The organism is Ruegeria sp. HKCCSP346 (assembly GCF_017872595.1).
Taxonomy (GTDB): Bacteria; Pseudomonadota; Alphaproteobacteria; order Rhodobacterales; family Rhodobacteraceae; genus Ruegeria.
Window position 1 is genome coordinate 24454 of sequence record NZ_JAEDOT010000001.1, and the last position, 23570, is coordinate 48023.

Annotated in this window: 32 protein-coding genes; 17 read left to right on the top strand and 15 right to left on the bottom strand. The window is 56.7% G+C overall.

What is annotated here, in order from left to right:
• Nucleotides 1-8: 8 nt before the first annotated feature.
• Entirely contained in the window at nt 9-461 is a 453-nt protein-coding gene (locus I9185_RS00130) for a hypothetical protein (RefSeq protein ID WP_209546996.1), read from the bottom strand.
• A complete protein-coding gene (locus I9185_RS00135) occupies nt 461-1051 on the bottom strand; it encodes a hypothetical protein (RefSeq protein WP_209546999.1) in 591 nt (196 codons plus the stop codon). The genes I9185_RS00130 and I9185_RS00135 overlap by 1 nt, the downstream gene beginning before the upstream one ends.
• A gap of 530 nt (nt 1052-1581) precedes the next feature.
• On the opposite strand from I9185_RS00135, the gene I9185_RS00140 reads away from it, so the two are divergent.
• The 3 genes from I9185_RS00140 to I9185_RS00150 all read left to right on the top strand — a co-directional run bounded on the left by I9185_RS00140 (nt 1582) and on the right by I9185_RS00150 (nt 2894).
• The gene (locus I9185_RS00140; RefSeq protein WP_209547002.1) at nt 1582-1935 is read left to right on the top strand and encodes a hypothetical protein; all 354 of its coding nucleotides are present in this window, start codon (nt 1582-1584) and stop codon (nt 1933-1935) included.
• Between the two features lie 82 nt (nt 1936-2017).
• Nucleotides 2018-2338: a hypothetical protein gene (locus tag I9185_RS00145; RefSeq protein WP_209547005.1), complete on the top strand. Its 321-nt coding sequence runs from the start codon at nt 2018-2020 to the stop codon at nt 2336-2338.
• A gap of 106 nt (nt 2339-2444) precedes the next feature.
• Nucleotides 2445-2894 carry a hypothetical protein gene (locus tag I9185_RS00150; protein WP_171724389.1) on the top strand — a complete coding sequence of 150 codons (450 nt, stop codon included), beginning with the start codon at nt 2445-2447 and terminating at the stop codon, nt 2892-2894.
• A 100-nt stretch (nt 2895-2994) separates the two neighbouring features.
• Here I9185_RS00150 and I9185_RS00155 read toward each other — a convergent pair whose 3' ends face one another.
• The 3 genes from I9185_RS00155 to I9185_RS00165 form a co-directional block, all read right to left on the bottom strand.
• Complete coding sequence (locus I9185_RS00155; protein ID WP_209547008.1) at nt 2995-3411, bottom strand: type II toxin-antitoxin system Phd/YefM family antitoxin; 417 nt, start codon at nt 3409-3411, stop codon at nt 2995-2997.
• A gap of 829 nt (nt 3412-4240) precedes the next feature.
• Nucleotides 4241-4378: an entericidin A/B family lipoprotein gene (locus tag I9185_RS00160; protein WP_152457342.1), complete on the bottom strand. Its 138-nt coding sequence runs from the start codon at nt 4376-4378 to the stop codon at nt 4241-4243.
• Nucleotides 4379-4439: 61 nt separating this feature from the next.
• On the bottom strand, nt 4440-4781 hold the full coding sequence (locus tag I9185_RS00165; RefSeq protein WP_171724387.1) for a metalloregulator ArsR/SmtB family transcription factor: 342 nt from the start codon (nt 4779-4781) through the stop codon (nt 4440-4442).
• 368 nt (nt 4782-5149) lie between these two features.
• On the opposite strand from I9185_RS00165, the gene I9185_RS00170 reads away from it, so the two are divergent.
• The 6 genes from I9185_RS00170 to I9185_RS00195 all read left to right on the top strand — a co-directional run bounded on the left by I9185_RS00170 (nt 5150) and on the right by I9185_RS00195 (nt 9030).
• On the top strand, nt 5150-5782 hold the full coding sequence (locus tag I9185_RS00170; protein WP_117869644.1) for an ATP-dependent Clp protease proteolytic subunit: 633 nt from the start codon (nt 5150-5152) through the stop codon (nt 5780-5782).
• 131 nt (nt 5783-5913) lie between these two features.
• Entirely contained in the window at nt 5914-7182 is a 1269-nt protein-coding gene (gene clpX / locus I9185_RS00175; RefSeq protein ID WP_152457344.1) for an ATP-dependent Clp protease ATP-binding subunit ClpX, read from the top strand.
• 193 nt (nt 7183-7375) lie between these two features.
• On the top strand, nt 7376-7738 hold the full coding sequence (locus tag I9185_RS00180) for a RidA family protein (RefSeq protein ID WP_209547011.1): 363 nt from the start codon (nt 7376-7378) through the stop codon (nt 7736-7738).
• Nucleotides 7739-7817: 79 nt separating this feature from the next.
• Nucleotides 7818-8201 (top strand): NADH:ubiquinone oxidoreductase subunit NDUFA12, encoded by a 384-nt coding sequence (locus I9185_RS00185; protein ID WP_152457346.1) that lies wholly within the window; start codon nt 7818-7820, stop codon nt 8199-8201.
• 11 nt (nt 8202-8212) lie between these two features.
• Entirely contained in the window at nt 8213-8665 is a 453-nt protein-coding gene (gene mlaD, locus I9185_RS00190; protein ID WP_209547013.1) for an outer membrane lipid asymmetry maintenance protein MlaD, read from the top strand.
• On the top strand, nt 8662-9030 hold the full coding sequence (locus I9185_RS00195) for a DUF2155 domain-containing protein (RefSeq protein ID WP_209547016.1): 369 nt from the start codon (nt 8662-8664) through the stop codon (nt 9028-9030). The genes mlaD and I9185_RS00195 overlap by 4 nt, the downstream gene beginning before the upstream one ends.
• On the opposite strand, the gene aat is transcribed toward I9185_RS00195, so the two are convergent.
• The 4 genes from aat to I9185_RS00215 form a co-directional block, all read right to left on the bottom strand.
• Complete coding sequence (aat, locus tag I9185_RS00200; RefSeq protein ID WP_245218137.1) at nt 8985-9617, bottom strand: leucyl/phenylalanyl-tRNA--protein transferase; 633 nt, start codon at nt 9615-9617, stop codon at nt 8985-8987. The genes I9185_RS00195 and aat overlap by 46 nt on opposite strands.
• 48 nt (nt 9618-9665) lie before the next feature.
• Complete coding sequence (gene accC, locus I9185_RS00205; protein ID WP_171638176.1) at nt 9666-11015, bottom strand: acetyl-CoA carboxylase biotin carboxylase subunit; 1350 nt, start codon at nt 11013-11015, stop codon at nt 9666-9668.
• A gap of 9 nt (nt 11016-11024) precedes the next feature.
• Nucleotides 11025-11519, bottom strand: a complete 495-nt coding sequence (accB, locus tag I9185_RS00210; protein WP_171638174.1) for an acetyl-CoA carboxylase biotin carboxyl carrier protein — start codon at nt 11517-11519, stop codon at nt 11025-11027.
• 151 nt (nt 11520-11670) lie between these two features.
• A complete protein-coding gene (locus tag I9185_RS00215) occupies nt 11671-12207 on the bottom strand; it encodes a helix-turn-helix transcriptional regulator (RefSeq protein WP_152457352.1) in 537 nt (178 codons plus the stop codon).
• Between the two features lie 189 nt (nt 12208-12396).
• On the opposite strand from I9185_RS00215, the gene I9185_RS00220 reads away from it, so the two are divergent.
• The 5 genes from I9185_RS00220 (at nt 12397) to I9185_RS00240 (ending at nt 18313) form a co-directional block, all read left to right on the top strand.
• Nucleotides 12397-13689 carry a helix-turn-helix transcriptional regulator gene (locus I9185_RS00220; protein WP_171638172.1) on the top strand — a complete coding sequence of 431 codons (1293 nt, stop codon included), beginning with the start codon at nt 12397-12399 and terminating at the stop codon, nt 13687-13689.
• A gap of 78 nt (nt 13690-13767) precedes the next feature.
• Nucleotides 13768-14148 (top strand): response regulator, encoded by a 381-nt coding sequence (locus tag I9185_RS00225; protein WP_152457354.1) that lies wholly within the window; start codon nt 13768-13770, stop codon nt 14146-14148.
• Complete coding sequence (locus I9185_RS00230; RefSeq protein ID WP_245218138.1) at nt 14145-14453, top strand: hypothetical protein; 309 nt, start codon at nt 14145-14147, stop codon at nt 14451-14453. Before I9185_RS00225 ends, I9185_RS00230 begins: the two co-directional genes overlap by 4 nt.
• The gene (locus I9185_RS00235) at nt 14453-17131 is read left to right on the top strand and encodes a sensor histidine kinase (protein ID WP_171638170.1); all 2679 of its coding nucleotides are present in this window, start codon (nt 14453-14455) and stop codon (nt 17129-17131) included. Before I9185_RS00230 ends, I9185_RS00235 begins: the two co-directional genes overlap by 1 nt.
• A gap of 78 nt (nt 17132-17209) precedes the next feature.
• Entirely contained in the window at nt 17210-18313 is a 1104-nt protein-coding gene (locus I9185_RS00240) for a flagellar motor switch protein FliM (RefSeq protein WP_209547019.1), read from the top strand.
• A gap of 3 nt (nt 18314-18316) precedes the next feature.
• Here I9185_RS00240 and I9185_RS00245 read toward each other — a convergent pair whose 3' ends face one another.
• From I9185_RS00245 to I9185_RS00260, 4 genes are read right to left on the bottom strand one after another with little or no spacing between them, the layout of a single operon-like run.
• Entirely contained in the window at nt 18317-18748 is a 432-nt protein-coding gene (locus I9185_RS00245) for a TIGR01244 family sulfur transferase (RefSeq protein ID WP_209547022.1), read from the bottom strand.
• A gap of 9 nt (nt 18749-18757) precedes the next feature.
• On the bottom strand, nt 18758-19189 hold the full coding sequence (locus tag I9185_RS00250; RefSeq protein WP_171724382.1) for a DUF6691 family protein: 432 nt from the start codon (nt 19187-19189) through the stop codon (nt 18758-18760).
• Nucleotides 19189-19617, bottom strand: coding sequence for a YeeE/YedE thiosulfate transporter family protein (locus tag I9185_RS00255; RefSeq protein WP_209547025.1), 429 nt, complete (start codon nt 19615-19617; stop codon nt 19189-19191). Before I9185_RS00255 ends, I9185_RS00250 begins: the two co-directional genes overlap by 1 nt.
• A 35-nt stretch (nt 19618-19652) precedes the next feature.
• Complete coding sequence (locus tag I9185_RS00260; protein ID WP_209547028.1) at nt 19653-20516, bottom strand: MBL fold metallo-hydrolase; 864 nt, start codon at nt 20514-20516, stop codon at nt 19653-19655.
• A 243-nt stretch (nt 20517-20759) separates the two neighbouring features.
• Between I9185_RS00260 and I9185_RS00265 the strand changes: the two genes are divergently transcribed.
• On the top strand, nt 20760-20975 hold the full coding sequence (locus tag I9185_RS00265; protein ID WP_171638160.1) for a hypothetical protein: 216 nt from the start codon (nt 20760-20762) through the stop codon (nt 20973-20975).
• Nucleotides 20976-20984: 9 nt separating this feature from the next.
• On the opposite strand, the gene I9185_RS00270 is transcribed toward I9185_RS00265, so the two are convergent.
• Nucleotides 20985-21203 carry a hypothetical protein gene (locus tag I9185_RS00270; RefSeq protein ID WP_171117671.1) on the bottom strand — a complete coding sequence of 73 codons (219 nt, stop codon included), beginning with the start codon at nt 21201-21203 and terminating at the stop codon, nt 20985-20987.
• A 160-nt stretch (nt 21204-21363) separates the two neighbouring features.
• Between I9185_RS00270 and I9185_RS00275 the strand changes: the two genes are divergently transcribed.
• Complete coding sequence (locus I9185_RS00275) at nt 21364-21552, top strand: hypothetical protein (protein ID WP_209547031.1); 189 nt, start codon at nt 21364-21366, stop codon at nt 21550-21552.
• A 79-nt stretch (nt 21553-21631) separates the two neighbouring features.
• On the top strand, nt 21632-21895 hold the full coding sequence (locus tag I9185_RS00280; RefSeq protein WP_152457363.1) for a DUF2312 domain-containing protein: 264 nt from the start codon (nt 21632-21634) through the stop codon (nt 21893-21895).
• A gap of 578 nt (nt 21896-22473) precedes the next feature.
• Here I9185_RS00280 and I9185_RS00285 read toward each other — a convergent pair.
• A complete protein-coding gene (locus I9185_RS00285) occupies nt 22474-23535 on the bottom strand; it encodes a YeeE/YedE family protein (RefSeq protein ID WP_209547034.1) in 1062 nt (353 codons plus the stop codon).
• Nucleotides 23536-23570 lie beyond the last annotated feature (35 nt).

The window sequence follows — 23570 nt, forward strand, 5'->3', positions numbered from 1 at the left end:
GCAATCGGCTAAGAATCGCTAGCTAGAAGAACGTCTTTTCTAAAGTTGACGGAAATCGTTCTATATCCATCTGGTCCGAAGTATGCAATGTCTTCGCTGTCGATATGTAAGATTCTGTAAACTAAGAGTTTTATTTGCATGGAAAGTAAGGCGTGCCCCGAAACGATAATGCGGACTTTCGTCCAATTTTTTTCTTTTAGTACTTTCGCTAGTTCTCGCATCCGTTCAACTAGAAAGCGCTGAGTGGTGCTATCCGTTTCCACATTAATCTGACCTGAGGAAAAAACATATGTTTCTCCAATGCAGAGTTCTTTGGGGATGTGGTGCAGTCCTTTGTCAGCGATAATAGTCAAAGTGTCGCTTGGATCGTCACCAATAGACTTCCGGAGCAACTCCAAAAGCTTCTCTTCACTGAATTTTTCAGTGAAAGCGACTATCGCTGAGTTCAACTTTTTATCCATCAACCTTCGAGCCTTTTTAGGTCATCTCTATAGAACTCTGCCAGGTAGCCGCCACCGTCTATTTTCATTGCAGGAACAGCGCGTTGCCCTTTGGAGTTTGTTTGCTCAATTATGTACATCTCATGATCAAAGACTACTGCAGAGTATCTGGGCACAGCATCGCAGAATATCACTTGAACATTTTCGTTTTGATCATGCTCGTTCGCAAAATTTTTAAGATATGCATAGTTTGCTGAAATGCTTTCTTGATTCCAGCCTGATTTTTTCATCATTTCTATTATTGGCGCGTTATCGGCAATAAAATAAAACTTGATACTGCCACCCTTCTTAATGTGCTCTTCTATTTCTTCCTTGTAGCGTTTGAGGAATCCGTCCGAATAAGTAAAGAACGTGGTGAGCGACTTGCTTTTTCTAATTTTTTCAGAGAAATTTATATCCTTAGAGTTCTGATAGTGCTCAAATACGCCAGCTCTAAATGCACTCGCGCTTCCGATGACTCTTTCAAAAACCTCTTCAAACATTTGGAACTTAGCAAAATTCTCAAAATAGAAGCTTACGATCGCCGCTACTACAAGGAACGAACCGATCATCGACAGAGCAGATGAAATGTCGAACTGGCTATAGCTCCAACTATTTGTACTAAGTAGCAATAGTATGAGGCCCGTGACTATGATCGATAGGCAAAAAATAATGTTGCTAGCATGAAATCTTTTCATATTGGTCGAGCCTGATACTAGAGATCTAAGATTGCCGCCTGTTGCGTTGGTTTATCTACTACAGGTGGGGCTTGCTGTAAGTCAGCTATTTCTGGGATATTTGTCAATCGTTTGGTCGCATTTGCTGTGCCTCCCACCCGGTAGCGCCGACCCGCCCCCATGGGGCGGCGCGTTTGCGCCTCCCCTCGGGTTGGTCGCGGCCCTCATCGCTCCTGATCAACTGTTGCACACGCGATTGCGCCTGGGGCTCCGCCCGTTCGGCCCTGAAACTGTCCACTGGACAGTGTCCGAGGCGGGCCTCACCCCGCCCTACAGTTGTGGAACGAATGTTCGAATTTCGGAAATACCACAATCGATGCTACACTCCCCCCATTCCAATCAATTGATAAACAGGGGGAATTGTCATGGATCAGACTCTGCGTTCAAGAACATCGATGGGCCGTCTGGATCATTACTATTACATCATGCGGACGACAATTTTTGCCTATGTGGCGCTCGCTGCCATTATCGGGTTTGGCGCTCAAGGGGTTTCGCTGGTTCTGATTGTTCTGGTCATTGCCACTGCGGCCTATGGCATTCTGGCAGGCAGCACAGCTTTGGCCGATGTCGCGAACCTGCGGGACGACATGGATGAGGACATGTCGGCGTCGAATTTTGGCAAGGGTGTCAAATCGCACAACATGAAAGGCTTGATCCTGACGTCAAATGTGTTGCTCGGCCTGATCGGGCTGGCCGAGCTCATCGCGATTGTGTTCTGACCGGGTCTGTAACCAACCTCACCGCCCCGACCTCGCCCGCCTGCTAGTGTTGACCTGACGGCAACCTTGGCAGGAGGCCCCTATGTCCACATCCATGATCCCCATCATCGCCCTCGGGTCGGCGGGTCTCTATTCCGTTGCCATGATCTCGATGAAGTTCTGGTGGAAGATCCCCGGTGTTGGCCTGACCCTTTTGATTGTTGCCACGTTGCTGGCCGCCGCGACGCTGGAACTTGCCGCGCTGCGCAACGAACGATTGGGCATCATCTATACCGGCATTCTGGGGGCCGAGGTCGTGCTGATCGCCATCGCCTCGTATTTCCTGTTTGGCGAGAACTTTTCCTATCGCGAGGGGATCGGCATCGCGCTGGTCATTGTTGGGACAGCTCTGGCCTGGGCCTGAAGCACCATTCTAAGCCCCCGCTGAACCAATCATGAAGTTTCCCTTAAGTAAGTTGCAACCCGCCCGGGCGCTCCCAATCTGTTGACCAGACAGAAGGAGAGAGCCCATGACCAGATACATGACTGCCGGAGCAGCCGCTTTGGCCACGACCCTCGCCCTTGGAACGGCCGCGCTGGCCGATACCACGCCCGACCTGCGCGGCACCTGGCTGGGGTCTTACACGACCGTTCAGCCCAGCCATTACTACAAAGGCGATCAGCCCCGGTTCAATCAGGCCGAATGGATGCTGGATGTGCAGCTTCAGGACGGCAACGTTTTCTGGGGGCACAGCAAATGGCGTCGCGATGGCGATTCCGACTGGAATGAATACGAGGCCACCGGCACCATCAGCCTCGATGGGACGGGCAGTATCGGCATCGTCGAAACCTCACCTCTGCTGATCGGCGCGAATGCGTTGATCGATGCGCGGTACGAAGATGGCAAGATCTTTGCCGATTTCCGTAGCCTGCGGAACGGAACGACCTACAGCACCGTTCTGGAACGTCAGGTGAACTGAAGCGTGTCCGGCCCGGACGATTGTAGGGGGTAAGTATCGCTGCTGCAATTTTGACTGCGGCGGAGGTTAGTAGGTTGCCACGTGCGGGTCGGACCGCTTCTCAAAAACTGAACAATCGTCTCCACAGCGCGGAGACGGGCCGGGCGGCCAGTTCACCGCCTGCGATAGGAACCAGACCACCCCGCGCAAGAATGCGGCGTTCCTCGGCGCGGGTCATCTGGATCTCGCGAACCTTCAGCGCGGCTTCGCGCGCGGTGACATAGCTGCCGTCCGGTCCCGGTTCCATTCCGGGGATGTTGCGTCCCCGCGACCACATTCCGCGAATGCCCGACAGCGGGTGTTTCCACCCGATCTCGTCATCATCCTGCAAATGCCAGATCCGCTTCGCTTCTGCGACCGAGACCAGAGCGGCCAGCGGTTTGCCGTGCCGGGTCAGTATGATCACTTCGCGCGGGTCCTGTGCGCGGGTGACCAAAGCGCCCAAATGGGCGCGCGCATGGGAAATGGTGCAACGCATCGGCGAATCTCCGTATGTACGATTCGAAAGATTGGTGGTCCGAGAGTTGTACAAACCCCGCAATTCTCAACTAATGGCGCGTGCGGTGGCCTTTGCGCCCGCAGCATTGGGCCAAAAGCCGGGCTCAGGTTCAGGCCTGAAAATGTCCCGGGACAAACATGCGTGGAGTCGAAACTTCTCGGATTATCCACAAAGATTTCCCGGCAGATACCAACAATTTATCCCCGTCTAATTTTCATGCTGCAGTGCTATTTTCTTGTCAGATACAAGGCGTGCTGCAACAGTCTGAAAACCACACAGGTTCTTCGGAAACCGAAGGTGGGACGCAAAGGCCCGGGGGTCTTGGCAGAGAGACTGGATCTTAGGATTTGCGTTGAACTGCAATGGCTTACCGGTGGGTGATCAGCCGAGTGAGGGCTTCATGCCCAAGTCGGATGGTTACCTTCTCAGAGGGCCGATGCACGCTGTGATGTCTCTTCGGGGACAATGCAGCCGCTGCAGTCTCTCAGGGGGCTGTAGCAACTGGATCGGGTGCTCTTCGGAGCGCATCGACCCGGTAAGGCGTCAGGAGTGTCCGAAAGGACGCATGCAAAGACCGCGTCTGCGCACCTGGCGCCTTTTCCTTTGCCGGATTTCGGTTTCGTACAGGCTACCACTCACCCCTGCCGAAAGGGACCGGGGCTCTTCTGCGTATGCGAAAGAGCCCCGATTTAGCGTCAGATGATGCAATGCCGCGTCTATGCACCTGTAAGGGAAAGCTACCGCGGCATGCCATGTCTTTCAACTACATATTGAGAGAAGGCCCGCGCGCGGCGCAAAATAAAGTGTATTACAGGCTTTCCTGCACGTCGGTTGCTGCGCCTTGGATGGCATCTCCGGCTTTTTCGATATCCTTGCCGGCGCCTTTGGCGGTTTCGCAGGCAGTCAGTGCAAACAGGCTCAGGCCCATCAGAATTACGCGGATCATGTTCGTCTCCTTGGTGCTCGATTGTTTTTCGGTAGCACCTTTTTTCAACCGGAGCCAGTTCCTAGGTCGGGCCGTCGCTGCAGAAGAGCTCGTAAACGACTTCGAGCATGCGGCGGGGACGATCATCCGCCAGACGATAGTAGATGGCTTTACCTTCCCTGCGAGGTATCACCAACCCTTCAAGTCGCAGACGGGAAAGTTGCTGTGATACAGCGGCTTGCCTGGCGGACAGCAATTCTTCCAGTTCGGTGACGGATTTTTCACCGGACACCAGATGGCAGAGGATCATCAATCTGCCTTCGTGGCTTATCGCTTTGAGAAAATTAGAGGCGCGTGTCGCGTTGGTGACCATGCGGTCAAAATCTTCTTTTGACATGTCCTGGGACAGCTGAGGAAGTGCCATCGATTGAGTTCCTTGCAAACCCGTTGGCCGGGCGTTGTTTCCGTTACGTAAAGAGACGTGAGTGTGAGACCCTTCAGTACATGTTTCGTACATTCATTTCTATATGTATGAATCAAAATAGCGTGATGTATGAAAGGGGAATTCGGATTGAACGTTCCCGCAACGCGAGGGGGCAGATGATTCACTTTAAGGCGATCTGCTGATCGTTGCCGGAAACAACAGATGGTTCGCCTTGACGATTGATGATGATCCACATTCGGTCAGCGTTCTCACTTGCCCCCCTTGCAGCCCCCCTTAGCCGACACTAAGACTCAGGTAACACTTGTTGGGATATTGTCCCGATCCATAGCTAAACAGGCAGGTTACGAATGTTCGATCCCGTAGAAACCTACATGAATACACTTGTTCCCATGGTCGTTGAGCAGACCAGCCGGGGCGAGCGCGCCTATGATATTTTCTCCCGCCTGCTGAAAGAGCGGATCATATTCATCAACGGACCGATTCATGATGGGATGAGCCATCTTGTTGTGGCGCAATTGCTGCACCTCGAAGCTGAAAACCCCAACAAGGAAATCTCGATCTACATAAACTCGCCCGGCGGAGTGGTAACCAGCGGTTTGTCGATTTACGACACTATGCAATACATCAAGCCGAAATGTTCCACATTGGTGATCGGTCAGGCGGCCTCGATGGGCTCGGTCCTGCTGGCCGGGGGCGAGAAGGGAATGCGCTTTTCACTGCCCAACAGCCGCATCATGGTGCACCAGCCCAGTGGCGGGTACCAGGGCCAGGCCAGTGACATCATGATTCACGCGGCCGAAACCCAAAAGCTGAAGGATCGCCTGTATGACATCTACGTACGTCATACGGGGCAGACGAAAAAGGCGGTCGAAAAAGCGCTGGATCGTGACAATTTCATGAGCCCGGAAGAGGCCAAGGAATGGGGTCACATCGATGAGATCGTTGAAAATCGAGCGAAAATGGACACGGAAGAGGCCTGAGGCCGATACCCCGCGTCACCGGCGCGGGGGTCATTTTGAGATTGTAGCCGCCAGAGTGCTGGCCTAAGCTGCACACACAGGTGTAAGCGCCCCCGAAAAGGGGCGCAGGGACGAAGCCCGAAAGGTAGATCATGGCGACGAATTCAGGCGGCGATGGGAAAAACACGCTCTACTGCAGCTTCTGCGGCAAAAGCCAGCATGAGGTCCGTAAGCTGATCGCAGGCCCCACGGTTTTCATCTGTGATGAATGTGTTGAGCTGTGCATGGACATCATCCGCGAAGAGACCAAGGCCAGCGGACTGAAGTCATCTGACGGCGTTCCGACGCCAAAGGATATCTGTGAAGTTCTGGACGATTATGTAATCGGTCAGGCCACGGCAAAGCGGGTTCTGTCGGTGGCCGTTCACAACCATTACAAGCGTTTGAACCACGCACAGAAAGCGGGCAGCGATATCGAACTGGCAAAGTCGAATATCCTGCTGATCGGTCCGACTGGTTGCGGTAAGACGCTGCTGGCGCAAACGCTGGCGCGTATTCTGGACGTGCCGTTTACCATGGCTGACGCGACGACCCTGACCGAAGCCGGCTATGTTGGTGAGGATGTCGAAAACATCATTCTCAAGCTGTTGCAGGCGAGTGAGTACAACGTCGAACGCGCGCAGCGCGGCATCGTCTATATCGATGAGGTCGACAAGATTACTCGCAAATCCGAAAACCCCTCGATCACGCGTGACGTGTCGGGTGAGGGCGTGCAGCAGGCATTGCTGAAACTGATGGAAGGGACGGTGGCCAGCGTCCCCCCACAGGGTGGCCGCAAGCATCCTCAGCAGGAATTCCTGCAAGTGGACACGACGAACATTCTGTTCATCTGTGGCGGTGCATTTGCGGGTCTGGACAAGATCATCGCGCAACGTGGCAAAGGCTCTGCCATGGGCTTTGGCGCCGATGTGCGCGACAATGACGACCGCGGTGTAGGTGAGATATTCAAAGATCTGGAACCCGAGGATCTGCTGAAATTCGGACTGATCCCGGAATTCGTCGGTCGTCTGCCGGTTCTGGCGACGCTTGAGGATCTGGATGAAGACGCGCTGGTGACCATCCTGACCAAACCCAAGAACGCATTGGTCAAGCAATACCAGCGTTTGTTCGAACTGGAAGATGTTGAACTGGCCTTTACGGATGATGCCTTGAAAGCAATCGCCAAAAAGGCCATCGAGCGCAAAACCGGCGCGCGCGGCCTGCGGTCTATTCTCGAGGATATTCTGCTGGACACCATGTTCGAACTGCCGGGCATGAAAAATGTCAGCGAGGTTGTGGTGAACGAAGAGGCGGTGATGTCCGACGCGCAGCCGCTGTTCATCTATGCCGATGCGGCCAAGGAATCGGCCTCGGCGGGCTGAGGCCGGGCTTTTACCGCGACGGCGGGACTTCACTTGAACCGGTTCAGGGGGCTCTGCCCCCGCTGCCCTTCGGGCATCCCCCCGGGATATTTTTAGCCAGATGAAGCTGTGGATCCGTCGCTCGCACGCGAAGTCATGCGTGGTCAGGCGGCGGAAGCTTAAGCAAGTTTTCGAACATCAAAGGTGACGGATTATGGCAGTGCAGCGCATTTCTTCGGGTGGTGAGTTCGAAGCCAAGGTCGGGTACTGCCGCGCAGTGGTTGCGGGCGGCTGGGTTCATGTCGCCGGGACCGTCGGGCAGGGCGAGGACGTGGTGGCGCAATGCCGGTCTGCGCTGGACATCATCGGCAAGGCGCTGGCTGAGGCAGGCGCAGGCTTCGACGATGTGGTTCGGGTCACCTACATGTTGCCGGACCGCAACGAGTTTGAGCCGTGCTGGCCGATCCTGGCCGAGACTTTTGGCGCCAATCCACCGGCTGCGACGATGATCGAATGCGGTTTGATTGATCCGAAATACAGGATTGAGATCGAAGTGACCGCCTTTTTGCCGGAGTGACGCAGGTGGTATCAGGGGCACTGGACCTTGGCGGGCCTTTGGTCCATACCTTTCTTCGACGAAATGCCGGAGGCACCCGATGGGAATCCTGAACAGTCTTTTGCGAGCCGTGACCTGGTGGAATGGGTCAACTTTGAACACTCAGATCTACACTGCACGCAAGGGCGTGAAAGTGGGCGAAGACAATGAAGGCAACGTGTTTTACCGCAATGCTGATGACAGCAAGCGTTGGGTTATCTTCAATGGCGAGGCCGAAGCCAGCCGGGTTGATCCTGAATGGCATGGTTGGTTGCATCGCACTTGGGACGAGCCTCCGACAGATAAACCGCTGCCGCATAAATCCTGGGAAAAACCACATCAGGAAAACCTGACCGGCACCGCGCTGGCCTATGCTCCTGCCGGATCTCTGCGTCGCGCGGAACCGGTTGAACGTAAGGACTATGAGGCCTGGAGCCCGGAATAAACGAGGCGATAATGTCGACCCATAACTGGACCGAAGTTCTTGTCGGCGGCGTCGTATTGGCCGGTGCCGTTGCATTTGGTGTCTATGCCAGCCAATCGACGGGCTTGTCGCAAGGTGCCGCTGGATATGAACTGGGCGCGTCTTTCAGATCTCTGGAGGGGGTGGGTGTCGGTACGGATGTGCGCCTTGCGGGCGTCAAGATCGGGACTGTGACGGGCGTCACCCTGAACCCGGATACCTACCGCGCTGACACGACTTTCACGATTGCGAACGGCATTCTGGTGCCGGACGACAGTGCCATTGTCATTTCCTCAGAAGGTTTGCTGGGGGGCAATTTCGTCGAGGTGATGCCAGGTGGGTCACCATTCTACTTTGATCCCGGCGACGAGATCGAGGATACGCAGGGCGCGGTCAGCCTGATTTCGCTGCTGGTCAAGTTCGTAGCCGGAGACGGCAGCGAATGATGCGCGCCACGATTCTTGCCTTGTTGCTGGCCGCCACAGGTGCGGCCGCGCAGCAGAAAGTTCAATCTGGGCCCGGGGCAATGCTGCGGGGCCTGGACAAGGTGAACGGCCAGACTGTCGATGTTGAATTGCAGACCGGCGCGACGGCAGCGATTTTTGGGCTGGATGTTGCCTTGGGAGATTGCCGTTTTCCTGTTGACAATCCAACGGGTGACGCATTCGCCTATCTGACCATCTGGGAGAGTGGGAAGGCCGATCAGCTGTTTGACGGTTGGATGATCGCAACCTCCCCTGCATTGAATGCGCTGGATCACGCGCGTTATGACGTTTGGGTCATACGGTGTATCACACCCGCCGCCGATTGATTCAGCGGCACCGAGAAATCGGCGCTGTGGTTCAAGGCCTTTTCCAGCTCTTTCTTGTAGGCGCCGCGCGGAATTTCGATTGCGCCCAAAGAGGCCAGGTGCGCGGTCAGAAACTGCGTGTCAAACAGACGGAACCCGGTTTGCCTCAGGCGGTCCACAAGATAGGCGAGGGCGATCTTCGAGGCGTCTTTGCGTCTTGAAAACATGCTTTCGCCGAAGAATGCTGCGCCTAGGGTCACGCCATAGACGCCGCCCACCAGCGTGTTGTTTTCCCAGACTTCCAGTGAATGCGCATACCCTGTTTGGTGCAGCTGGCGGTACAGGTCATGAAGTTCGGCGTTGATCCAGGTATCTGCCCTGTCGGCGCACCCGTCGACGACGCCGGAAAAGTCCTGGTCGATCGAGAAATCGAACCCGCAGTTTCGGATACGGCGCGCCAGGCTTCGAGAAATGTGGAAACTGTCCAATGGAAAGACGCCGCGAAACTTGGGATCGACCCAAAACAGGTCGGGGTCATCGCGATGCTCGGCCATCGGAAAGATACCGATGGAATAGCCATGCAACAAAAGTTCTGGGGACAGGCTCATGTCAGGTATGAGGCAACCGGAGGGCAGGCGCCCTCCGGTCCTTGGTGACTATTGTTCCATGTTCTCCGCAAGCCAGCGCTCCAGCCAGTGGATGTTGTAGTCGCCGCTGTGCAGATCGGGTTCCTGCAGCAGTGCGTGGAACAGAGGGACCGTGGTATCGATACCGTCGACAATCAATTCCCCCAGTGCGCGTTCCAGTCGGGCCAGCGCTTCGGCCCGGTCACGACCCTGCACGATCAGCTTGGCGATCAGAGAGTCATAATAGGGTGGAATCGAATACCCGTCATAGAGAGCCGAGTCCATTCGAACACCAAGGCCCCCCGGCGCGTGATAGGCCGTGATCTTGCCGGGGCAGGGTGAAAATTTCGGAAGCTTTTCAGCGTTGATCCGAACCTCGATGGCGTGGCCGTTGATTTCCAGATCGTCCTGACCGAACGACATCGGTTCACCCGCTGCGACAAGGATTTGTTCGCGCACCAGATCGACGCCAAAGATACCTTCGGTGACCGGATGTTCCACCTGAAGGCGGGTGTTCATTTCGATGAAATAGAACTCGCCATTTTCGTAGAGGAACTCGATGGTGCCGGCGCCGATATAATTGATTTTCGCTACCGCATCCGCGCAGATCTTGCCGATCCTGGCGCGTTCTTCGGGTGTGATGCAGGGGCCTGGGGCCTCTTCGAACACCTTCTGGTGGCGCCGCTGAAGCGAACAATCCCGTTCGCCCAGATGAACAGCCTTGCCTTTCCCGTCGCCAAACACCTGAATTTCGATGTGGCGCGGCGTGGTCAGGTATTTCTCGATATAGACTTCGTCATTGCCAAAGGCGGCCTTGCCCTCGGCCCGCGCAGTCATGAAGGCGCTTTCCATTTCGTCAGCGTTCATCGCAACTTTCATGCCGCGACCGCCGCCGCCTGCGGTAGCCTTGATGATGACCGGATAGCCGAATTCCTCACCGATCTTCTTGGCCGTCGCAAGATCAGGCACGCCGCCGTCTGATCCCGGCACGCAAGGCACTCCCAGCGCCTTCATCGTGTCCTTGGCAGTGATCTTGTCGCCCATGACGCGGATGTGTTCTGCGGTGGGGCCGATGAACGTGATGTCGTGATCTTCGACGATCTGCACGAACTCGGCATTCTCGGACAGGAAGCCATAGCCAGGGTGGATCGCCTGCGCACCGGTGATTTCACAGGCCGATATGATCGCGGGCACGGACAGGTAACTCTGGGGGCTGGGCGGGGGGCCGATGCAGACCGATTCGTCCGCCATGCGCACATGCATTGCGTCGCTATCCGCGGTGGAGTGGACGGCAACCGTCTTAATCCCCATCTCGCGGGCAGCGCGGATGACGCGCAGGGCGATCTCGCCTCGGTTGGCAATCAGGATCTTGTCGAACATGGGCCCGCCTTACTCGATGATGACCAGAGGTGTGCCAAACTCCACAGCGTCGCCATCGCCGACCAGAACACGCTTGATCGTGCCCGACTTGGGCGCGTGGATGTGGTTCATCGTCTTCATCGCTTCGACGATCAGCAGCGTGTCGCCTTCGGAAACGGAAGCGCCGACCGAGATAAATGCGGGCGCGCCGGGCTCGGGCTGCATATAGACGGTTCCAACCATGGGAGAGGTCACAGCACCAGGGTGGCTGGCCGGATCTTCCTGAGCGGCAGGGGCTTCGGCCACGGCAGGCGCAGCCGCAGCGGCAGGAGCTGGTGCTGCCGCAGGCACGGCAACCTGAACTGGTGCAGCTGCGGCCTGTGTCATGCGGCTTACGCGCACGTTCAGGCTGTCTTCCTCGCCATATTCGCGCTTGACCTGCAATTCGGTCAGGTCATTGTCACGCAGCAACTCGGCCAGAGCCTTGATGAATGCCACATCCGCTTCGTGTTTGGTGTCTGTCATGAGTGTCCTCGACGGTTCCCCTTTGGCCCGTCTGTTTCTTGCGGGCTCTGATCAAATTACGCAGGGTTATAGGCTAAGCGGCGGTGCATGAAAAGCGCCGACTCGCACCATCACAGGCGGGAATCCCGCATAATTTAAAGGGGCGGACAGGTTACAGAGGCATCCCTGACAATTTGGCGACAAGCTCGGACAGTTTGCGGGCGCCGAATTTCTCAAGCAGACGGGCGCGATAGGCTTCGATTGTGCGGTAACTCAGGCCCAGTTCAGCACCGATTTCCTTGGCGGACAGGCCACGGCAGGACAGGATCGCCACTTCGCGTTCTCGAACGGTCAATTCGACAAGGGGACGTTCTTCCGAGATGTCGGAAAAGCTCCAGATTCCATGGCGGAAAGGGTCATCGGGCGTCAAAGAGCGGCCACGGGCGCGGCACCAGAACAGATCACCATTGCGGCGCCGCATGACGCGTTCATCCGTGTAGTACCCGGTGTCTCGCATCACTTGCAGGCTGCGTTCCCCGATCCTCTCCCAATCCGCGACCGAGGGATAGAGATGCAACAGCGGCATGTTGCGGTAATCGGCCTCTTCCCCGCCGAAAGTGCGGGCGAATTGCAGATTGCAGCGTCTGATGATCCGGTTTTCCAGTTCAACAAGCCCGATCGGTGCATATTCAAAGGCGGGGTCACTCATCCGCTTATCGTGCCGGGAAACCACTCGGAATTGAAGGGGAGATGCGGCTTATTGTGGCCATTGATGCGCATTGGCGGCTGCCGCTTTTGTTAAGGTTGTAAATATGGTTTGAAAATATCTCGGTAAACTAGCGAAACACATGATATGTTCTGAAAAAAGTGGCTGAAGCCTTGTCAGGAGAATACGATCATGCGCGATATGTTGACGGGAAGCCGTATTCGGGAAAGACGGCAGATTGCCGGGCTTCGGCAAGCGGAACTTGCCCGCCTTGCCGGGATATCCGCGTCCTACCTGAACCTGATCGAACATAACCGCCGCCGGATCGGTGGCAAATTGCTGGTGGATATAGCGTCAGCGCTTTCCGTCGAACCCTCTGTCCTGACACAGGGGATCGAGGCAACCCTCGTGTCGGCCTTGCGGGAAGCGGCGGATGACGCCGTCGGGCAGCAGGCCGAAGTGGACGGGCTGGAAGAATTTGCCGGGCGCTTTCCCGGATGGGCCGGGGTTCTTGCGCAGATGCACCGCCGGGTTGTTTCGCTTGAGCGGAATGTCGAGATCTTGTCGGACCGCCTGACTCATGACCCGCATCTTGCGGCATCAATGCACGAAGTGCTGTCAACGGCGGCGGCGATTCGTTCAACAGCGGCAATTCTTGCAGACACAGAGGACATCGAAGCAGAGTGGCGGGAACGGTTTCACAAAAACCTGCACCAGGATGCAGAGCGGCTGGCCGGGAGTTCAAAGGCACTTGTAACCTTTTTGGACGAAAGCGACTCGTCAATTGATCCGCGCGGTGTTCCGCTTGAAGAGGTCGAAGCGTTCTTCGAATCCCGCAGGTACAGTTTTCCGGAATTGGAACAGGGCGAGGACGTGGATGCCGTTGATCTGAGCAGTCTCAACACGTCGGCTGCCCGAACTGTGGCGCGTGAAGTTCTGAAGATGTATCGCGATGATGCAATCGCTTTGCCGCTGGATGCGCTTCGATCGAGCCTGCAAAAAGGCGACACGGATCCCATTGCGTTGGCTTATCGCTTTTCCGTGGACGTCGCCACCGTTCTGCGTCGATTGGCGTTCATACCTGATGACGTGTTACCGCAGCCGGTTGGCATGGTGCTGTGCGATGCATCCGGCAGCATATTGTTCATCAAGCCGATCCCGGGCTTTGCTTTGGCGCGGCACGGTGAGGTTTGCCCGCTGTGGCCGTTGTTCACGGCTTTGAGCCGCCCACTTGTTCCGGTGCGCAAGCAGGTTGTCCAGATGGGGCGGACCCCGGCTGAATTCGAATGCTTCGCCTATGCTTGGCCTTATGCGGTATTGGGGTATGATCAGGATCCCGTTTATCGCTCGGTTATGCTGGTCCGTTCGGGCAACGAGGCGGCAGGTGCCGCTCCGGTCACGCAAGTCGGGCCAAACTGCCGCGTCTGTCCCAGCAATGCTTGCAAGGCCCGCCGCGAACCGTCGATTTTGAGCGAAGGCTTTTGACACTTTCCCGACAGAAGGCTTAATCTGGCGGGGACCGATCTGAGGATGGAGGAACGGTCTTGGGGAGGAACTGAAAATATGAGCCGTAAGGTTCTGTTAATCGAGGACGAGCCGAACATTGCCGAAGCAATCCGGTTTCTGCTGACCCGCGAGGGATGGCAGGTGGACACGCATGGCGATGGCACGGATGCGGTTCAGGTGATTCAGAGGGCACAGCCCGATCTGGTCATTCTGGACGTCATGCTGCCGGGCAAGAGTGGCATGGATATCCTGCGGGACATCCGAGAGATGGAAGAGCTGGCAGGTTTGCCGGTTTTGATGCTGACGGCGCGCGGTCAATCGCGCGACAGGGAAATGGCGGAAAACGCTGGTGTCAGCCGTTTCATGACCAAACCGTTTTCCAATGCCGAAGTTCTGACGGCTGTGCGCGATCTTCACGCGCAGGCGACGCGAATATGATGTCTGGCGAGGGCAAAAAGGGCGCACCACAGGGCGCACGCCCCTCGCTTTTTCTCGAACGTCAAAGCTATCGCCGACGTAGGCTGGCGGATGCGGCGCGGCTGCTGCCGTTCTTGGGGGCGGCTCTGCTGGCGCTTCCGCTATTGTGGCCCGATCAGCCCGGCAAGGGCGAGGCTGTCCCCTTGTCTTCAGCAATGTATTACATCTTTGTCTGCTGGGGCGCTCTGATCGTGGTTGGGTTGGTTTTTGGAATTGCCGCCCGCCGTTTGGGCGTGCGCGAGGATCAAGACGCGGACGCTGAGTGATGGCAACCATTAACACGCTGATCCTGGTCTGCCTTGGCTATGTCATTTTCTTGTTCGCCGTGGCTTTCGCCGCCGATCGGATGGCTGCGGCAGGGCGGGGCAAGTGGCTGCGCTCGCCCCTGATCTATACCTTGTCGCTGTCGATCTATTGCACGGCATGGACGTTCTATGGTGCGGTGGGCAATGCCGCGCGGTCCGGGTTGGAGTTTGTAACGATTTACCTTGGCCCAACCCTGGTGATGGTCAGTTGGTGGTGGGGACTGCGCAAACTGGTGAGGGTCGGGCGCAGTCAGCGGGTGACCTCTATCGCGGACCTGTTGTCATCGCGCTATGGCAAGTCGAACACGCTTGCCGTGTGTGTGACCATTCTTGCCGTGCTTGGCGGAACACCCTACATCGCGCTCCAGTTGCAATCAATCACCTTGTCCTTTTCGATTTTTGCCGAAGCCGATTCATCGGGTCTGTACCGCGAAGGGTCCAGTGTATTCTGGATGGCAGCGGGGCTTGCGGTGTTCGCAATTCTTTTCGGCACGCGCAATCTGGACGTGAACGAGCGCCACCACGGTGTGGTCACCGCCATTGCAGTGGAGGCCGTTGTCAAATTGTTTGCTCTTATCGCCGTGGGCGTTTTCGTAGTGTGGGGCATTGCCGGTGGCGTTGGCCCGATGATGGATAGGATAGATGCCTCGGAAATCGGAGAGTGGAACGTCGATGCCGGGCGCTGGACGACTTTCATATTCCTGTCCGCCGCGGCCTTTATCTGCCTGCCGCGCATGTTTCAGGTTATGGTGGTCGAAAATGATGACGAAAGCCATCTGCGAACCGCCGCCTGGGCGTTTCCGCTCTATCTGCTTTTGATGAGTCTTTTTGTCGTGCCAATTGCCGTCGTTGGTCTGGACCTGTTGCCAGAAGGGGCCAATCCCGATCTGTTCGTGCTGACGGTACCGCTGTCGCAGGGCAATGACTGGTTGGCCATGCTGTCCTTTATCGGCGGGTTTTCGTCCGCAACGTCGATGGTCATCGTCAGCGCAATGGCCTTGTCGACGATGGTTTCGAACCATGTGGTCATGCCCATTTGGTTGAACACGCATGAGGGTACGGGCTCGGTTTCGGGCGATGTGCGCAGCATCGTTCTGGTTGCGCGCCGCGTGTCCATCGCCGTGATCATGGCGTTGGGTTACTTTTACTATCGGTTGTCCGGTGGTGGTGCGGCGCTGGCCTCGATCGGATTGATTGCCTTTGCCGGAATCTCGCAGATTCTACCTGCTTTGGTCGGGGGATTGTTCTGGCGCGGAGCAACCCGGACAGGGGCGCTGGTCGGGTTGAGCGTCGGTTTCGCACTTTGGATATATACGCTTTTGTTGCCAGGTATGGGCGCGCCGTGGATGCCGGAGGCCGTCATGCAGAATGGGCTGTTCGGCCTTGCCTGGTTGCGTCCTCATGCCCTGTTCGGGATCGAAGGGATCGATCCGATGGTCCATACCGTGATGTGGTCCCTGTCCCTGAACACCATTGCCTTTTGCATAGCGTCCCTTCTGAGCTTTCCCAGCCCTCTGGAGCGTTTGCAGGGTGCGCAATTCGTCAATGTTTTTGACCACTCGGTTTCACCTGGTGGCTGGTCCGGCTCGGTTGCGCAAAGCGAAGACCTGATGATCATGACACAGCGTATTCTGGGCACCGCGCCAGCGCAGGAGTTCTTTCAGGCAGAGGCTGAAAAACAGGGCGGCCGGTCGCATATGCCGGAACCGACCCCGGGTTTCCTGAACCGGCTGGAGCGAGAGTTGAGCGGGTCGGTCGGCACCGCCACGGCGCATGCGATGATTGCCCAAATCGTCGGAGGGTCTTCAGTTTCCGTAGAAGATCTGCTGGCGGTGGCGGATGAATCGGCGCAGCTTCTGGAGTATTCGGGGAAGTTGGAAGAGAAGTCGTCGGAATTGTCCCGTACGGCGCGCCAATTGCGCGAAGCAAACACCAAGCTTACGCAGATTTCCGAACAAAAAGACAGCTTCCTGAGCCAGGTCAGTCACGAGTTGCGCACGCCGATGACCTCGATCCGAGCATTTTCCGAGATCATGCGGGATACAGAGGGCCTGAGCCGTGAGGAACAGACCCGTTATGCCGCAATCATTCACGATGAGGCCTTGCGCCTGACCCGGCTTCTCGACGATCTGCTGGACCTGAGCGTGCTGGAAAACGGGCAGGTCAATCTGAACCTCAGCGATGACAGTTTGCGTTCGGTTCTGGACCGGGCGGTGTCCAGCGCGCTGGCCGGAGCAGAGCGGAAAATCACGGTTCGCCGGACTCTTACGGCCGAGCGAATGTCCCTGCATACGGATCTGGACCGGTTGGGGCAGGTGTTCATCAACCTGATCTCGAACGCGCAGAAATACTGTGACGCGGAAGAACCGGTATTGGTCATTTCAGCCCACGACGTCGGCGGCAGGGTCATCATAGATTTCATCGACAACGGCAGCGGCATTCCACCCGGCGCGCGTTCGATGGTGTTCGAGAAATTTGCCCGTGTCGGGGTCGACAAGGCAGGGGGCGCAGGTCTGGGTTTGGCCATTTGCCGTGAGATCATGCAACGGTTGGGCGGTGAGATCACATATTTGCCCGGGCAGGGCGGTGCGGCCTTCCGGGTCAGCTTGCCTTTGGCTTTCCAGCAGGCCGCGCAATGACACGGCCATAAAGAACTTCGTAACGCTCGGCAGGGTAAACCAATAGCCAGTTATTGAAGCAACTGGTGATCGGGCGCCATGTCACAAACCGTCAGCGCTGCTTTGGCGCGCAAACTGTCTGTTGGACGAAAAGATCTGGGCGATCGCCCGCGTTCGGTTTTGCGGGCGCTGCGCTTGGGGTTTGCGCGGGCAGCAAGTGATCGATTGAACCTTCCCCTGGCTGTCATCGGGGCAAAACAGGCCAGTCGCAGGCAGGATGACATGGCGGAATCATTCGCTCAGGATTGGCTTATGTTGGTGTTTGACGGGCCGGAGGGGCGCGCAGGGATTTGCCTGAGCCCGCATGTGGTGTCCGCCATTGTGCAAACCCAAACCATCGGTGAAATACTGCCCGGTGATCCGGCCCCAAGGGCCTTTACGGATACGGACGCCGCCATGGTGGTGCCATTTATCGAAACCGCTCTGACCTTGACTGCCGGCTCAATAGACGCTGCGGCCGAGCAGGTCTGCCTGATGGGATACGAGTTCGCGGCACGTACGAAAGATTCGCGCGGCTTGTCGTTGGCCATGACAGAAGATGAATACCGCGTCTTCGATCTGACGGTTGATCTGGCCGGCGGGGCGCAGCAGGGACAGATCTCGATCTTTCTTCCAGAGCATCTTGCCACGCCGGAAAAGGCAGAGGAGGTCACGGATCTGGCCGGTCCCCGGCTTGAGCAGGCATCGGGTGTTGTTCGGGCGGAACTGAAGGCCGTTTTGTGCCGGATGTCGCTGCCACTGTCCGATCTGTCAGAGATTCAACCTGGATTTGTTTTGCCATTGCGCGGGGCGCGCCTGGACAGAACTGAGATATTGACCATCGACCGAAAGCCAACGGGTATTGGCCGCCTTGGTCAATGTGGCGGGTTGCGCGCCGTTCGGTTGAACGAACATTCGACCCTGCCCGCCTTGTCGGGGTACGAAGCGCAGGAGTTCATCGAAAGCCGAGGGAGAATGCAGCCGCACGATGACCTGGTCGAACCGGTTTCCGGCGCGGTGGATGTCATGCCTCCGGAAATTGAGGGCGCGGGTTTGGATCTGACGGACAACGATCTGTCACTGAACGATTCCGAACGGATGGTCGCAGAGATTTCGCAACTGGCTGGCCTTGACGCAGCCGACAGAAATTCCGACGCAGAATAGGGTTTAGTCTGCCTGGCTGCGAAAATGCTCTAGTGCAGGGCGCAGGTTTTCCAGTTGATATCCGGCATTTGTCGTGGCGGCCAGAATGTCGTCCGTGCTCATGCGGTCGCATTGACCAAGGGCCCAGACCACCGAACACCGAGTGCCCGAGGCGCAATAAGCCAGAACCGGGCCATCGCAGCTTTCTGCCAGGTCACGCTGCTGCTTTGCAATCTCGGGCGTCATGGTCTGGTGGGTCAGCTCCAACACCTCGTAGTCCATGCCTGCCGCACGGACGGCTTCACCGATCGCGTCGGATTGCATGATCGCGGGAACCTCAACATCGGGCCGGTTGCAGATCACCTTGACAAAGCCTGCCTCGGCAATTGCCGGGACGTCTTCTATAGTGATCTGCGGTGAGACAGCATAGCGGGGCGTGATCGGTCGAATCTCCATGCCAAATCCTTAGGCCGCGTTTGCGGCTCTGTCCAGTTGCGCCCCCAGCGTTGGCGCGATGAACATGCCTGCAACCATCGCGATCAGGAAGACCAGGCCACCCAAACCACCATAGGTCAGCGAGGCCATCGCCGGTCCCGGGCAAAGCCCGGCCAAGCCCCAGCCCATTCCGAACAGGACGGAACCAATGATGAGCCTGCGATCAACCTCGGACCTTGCAGGGGGTGGAAAATCGCCTCCGGTCAAGGCCTTGCGCCCAGAGGTCAGCCTCCAGGCTACAAGCATCGGCAGGATGGCGCCGCCCATCACAAAGGCCAGGGTCGGGTCCCAGTTTCCGAAAACATCCAACCATCCCTGAACCTTGGTCGTGTCCGTCATGCCCGAAATCAACAATCCGGCACCGAACAGCGATCCTGCGAGCAAAGCAATCAAAAGGCGCATCAGATCAACCCCCAAACATGGCGCAGCAGAACGAGGGTCATTCCGCCGGCAAGGATATAGAATACGGTGGCCACGATGCCGCGCAGAGAAAATCGCGAGATGCCACAGACCCCGTGACCCGACGTGCAGCCATTGGCGATACGCGTTCCCACACCGACCAGAAGCCCGGCCACAACAACAAGGCCCAGATTGCTGGTGAGATGCGTTTGGGCCTCGGGGGCGATCAGTGGCCGCAGCAGAAGCGGCACACCGATCAACCCGGCGATAAAGGCCACGCGTTCGGCTTTGGTGTCGCGGGCCTCACCGTCGACAAGGCCACCCAAAATGCCACTTGCACCCATGATCCTGCCATTTCCAAGCAGGTACACGGCTCCGCCCAGGCCAATCAGCAGGCCACCGCACAGCCCCCAGATCCACTCGATGTTCATGTGGGATAATCCTTTTTAGAGTGACTTGTCTCGCGTCAGATTTTGTTCACCGGCAGCTTCAGGAATACATCGCCTTGCTCATCGGCAGGCGGCATCTGCCCCGCCCGCATGTTGACCTGCAAAGAGGGCAGGATCAGGCGCGGCATGGCAAGGGTGGCGTCCCTTGCGTCACGCATTTCCACGAATTCTTCGATGCTGCGTCCGTGTCCGATATGGACGTTCAGCGCTTTCTGTTCGCCTACCGTCGTTTCCCAGGCGTATTCATCGCGGCCCGGCGCTTTGTAGTCGTGCCCGACAAAGATGCGCGTTTCGTCCGGCAGCGACAGGATTTTTTGGATCGATTCAAACAATGTGGCTGAGGAGCCTCCGGGAAAATCGCAGCGGGCCGTGCCGAAATCCGGCATGAACAGCGTGTCGCCCACAAAGGCGGCGTCGCCTATCACATAGGTCAGGCAGGCCGGGGTATGGCCCGGGGTATGGAGAACATCGCCGCGCATCTGCCCAATGTGAAAACTGTCCCCCTCCGAGAACAAGGCGTCGAACTGGCTGCCATCGCGCTGGAACTCGGTTCCTTCATTGAAGACTTTGCCGAACGTGTCCTGCACGGTGACGATCTGAGCGCCAATTCCAATTTTGCCGCCCAGTTCCTGTTGCAGGTAGGGGGCCGCAGACAGGTGATCGGCGTGAACGTGGCTTTCCAGAATCCATTCGACCTTTAGATCGCGCGCGCGCACAAAGTCGATGATTGCGTCAGCCGATTTTGTCTCTGTGCGCCCCGAAGCATGATCGAAATCCAGAACACTGTCGATGATGGCGCAGGCACGCCCTTGCGGTTCATGAACAACATAGGACACCGTGAAGGTTTGATCGTCAAAAAACGCTTTCACTGCGGGTGTCATGATTTCCTCCGTATCGGTTATCATTATCATATATGTAAAATGGAATGTGACGCAACATCGAACCTGTGTTTGATGCGCGTCAAGGCATTCACGATTAAATCAGCTTAAACTTTAGCCCATCCGCGCCGGATTGCCGAAAACGCGAATGTTTTGGGCAATATCCTGCACAATTTCAGGTTAATATCAGCGGGTCTTATTCCCGTTACCTATATCTGGGATACTGGCGACACTTGGGAGGGTACTATGACATCGACAAGTCTTTATTCCGAAGCAGAACGGCTTGAACAAGAGCTCAGAAATGCGAGCCTTGATACGCGTTTGGCGCTTCAACCGAGTGTGAGCAAGGTTGTCGACCGTATGCGACAGCAGGGGATGCAGGTGCCGTCCCGCCTGCGGCGTCTGGATGCAGCCCTGTGCGAAGACGCCATGGAAGCGCAGTTCGATAACCTGCCGATTTGAAACAAGTGGTCATCCAAAGGATATCCCGAGGATGACCAGCATCAATCCAAGGACGGACAGGAACAAAGACGCCAGGTTCCAGGGCAAAACGCCCTGAACGGTCGCGCGCAGTTCGTCGTCTGACAGACCCGCCTTGCGCGCTTTCATCACGCGAAGAATGCACCAGATCAGGCCGGCGAGGCCGGTCAGAGAAAGGGCTGCGCCGCCCCAAGTGATGAATTCGAACATGGTGCCCTACATCTCTTCGTGAACTACCCCAGCGCTTACCGGAACGGATCACGCCGTACAAGTGCGCTTGGGGATTGGGTGGGATTGGGTGCTTGCGACCCGGGCGGCGGCATTGTATCCGGCTTCCTGCATCAGATTTCAGCCCTTGGGACGGACGCGTATGGAAGGCATCATCAAATATCAGACTGCCGCCAACTGTCGCGTGACTGCCGATGAGCCGTGCCAGTTCATCGAACGGTTTGAGGGTCTGGATGCGGTGAAAACAACCTGGTGGAACAGCGGAAAGAAGCCATGGCCGAGGCCCGGGCACGTCGTTGCTTTTGCCTCCAGAAAACTGTTTTGTGTGTAGCAACCTCAGCTTGAGACGAATACACGAGGTATGAACTGTATTCTCTTAGCGGTGATGATCCAGAATTGGGAAGAATTGGATGAGCATGTCGGAAGAAGCAGAAGCAAGTTACAAGGTCACCTCTGGGGAGCTGCGCCAATTTGTTGAGCGTATCGAGCGCCTGGAGTTGGAAAAGAAAGACATCGCGGATCAAATAAAGGAAGTGTACGCAGAGAGTAAATCGCGCGGCTACGATGTGAAGGCTCTTCGCAGCATCATTTCTCTCAGAAAAAGAGACAAGGATGATATTGCCGAGCAAGAGGCTGTCATCGAGATGTACAAAGAAGCCTTGGGCATGAACTAAGGCCGGTTCTTGGCAAAAGCGCTAATTCATTCAGGCTGACAAAAGCTTCACGAAGAAATGCGTGTCACTTGCCGAGACTGCAACATGTGCAGCCAGACAGGGCGGAGATTTCAAATATCGCAGACCTGGCTGGCTGTGCGGTGACGTCTGCTGCCTCAGTGGCCTTGTGGGTTTGCAGGGTCTTTGCTGACGACGAATTCTCGTTTTCGCTGGAAGATCTTCAATGTGTCAGAAAGCCGAAGCTGCGGTTGCTGAAGACCTTGTTGCCTTTTTTGATAGTTTGTCCGAGGCAAGACTTGCCTCGTGATTGCCTGAAGGCTTGCGGCTCAAAGGCTGGGTTCTTTTAGCATTGAAGATCGTTGAAGATTCCTGTTCCGCCTTTTGCGGAGTGACACATGCGATTGGGCTGTGGAGGTTTCTCGACCGACCCTGCGACATTGCGGGTGAGAGCGCTGCAAACCATCCTGTCGGTCAACCAAAGGCCGGTCATGCACCAACTTACAAAGCCTGACCACTCAAGTGGGGCTGATCAGCGCGACCGACACCTTTTTGGCATAAGGCATGGTGGTGTTAAGAACTCAGCGCTCGGTAATGAAGGACAGTCCGGACACGAGCTGTCTCAGTCCAAGCGCCGCGCCCGCAAAGATCGCGGCGAATGTCACGGGCGCGCTGTAGGCCAGAAGTGAAAAGGCAGATATGCCTTGTCCGACGCTGCAACCGACTGCGATGATCGCTCCGGGGCCCATGATCGCCGCGCCCAGCATCTGCCGTTTCAATTCGCGTGGATCTTCGCAGGCTTCCCAGCGAAAATGACCCTTTGACCAAGACCCCAAAAACGCGCCGATCAGAACGCCCGAGACTGATCCGACGGCAAAAGACAAAATGTTGCCGGACGCTGTCATCAAGTAGAATATCGTGTCACCCAAGGGTGCAGCGAAGGTATGGGTTTGCACCGGCTCACCGTCAAAGCCGTGGGTCGCTACCCAGTTCGTGCCAAGCCAGCCCGAGACGATCGTCAGTCCAACCACAGATCCCCAGAACACCTGCGCTGGCTTACGGCGGAACTGCTGGTTCGCCAAAGCGAAGACCACCAAAATAACACCGACGGCAGAACCGACGAGCCACGCCGGAACTGAGGTCAATCGTTCAGCTAGAAAGCTGACGCTTTGGGGCGCGCTGATATCCATTTCTACTGGAAACAGCCAAACCCGCAGATATGCCAGGGGGCCGGACATTACGACATACGCCGAAAGGCCCATGATCAGTACGATGACGAAGGATCGAAGGTCGCCACCTCCCAGCCTTGCCAGCGCCCCATAACCGCAGTTCCCGCTGATGGCCATTCCATAACCGAACATGAGGCCGCCCACGATCGAACCGATCGGGTTCCAGGTCTGGGCAAGGTAGCGTGTTCCGACCGGGTCAAGCCACCCGAACGCCATGGCGGCATGGCTTCCAACAATGGCGACGCCAATCGCAACCGCCCACATGCGAAGTCGCCGATCATCGCCTGCGTAAAGGAAGTCTTCGATTGCACCCAACGTGCAAAAGCGACCGATGCGTGCAGCCAGCCCCAAAGCGATGCCCCCAATCAAACCGATCAGAGCAACGGCATTTGCGTCTCCCAATGCTTCGAACATTGCCAGTCTCCTCCCAAAGCTGGCGGCGTCTTGAC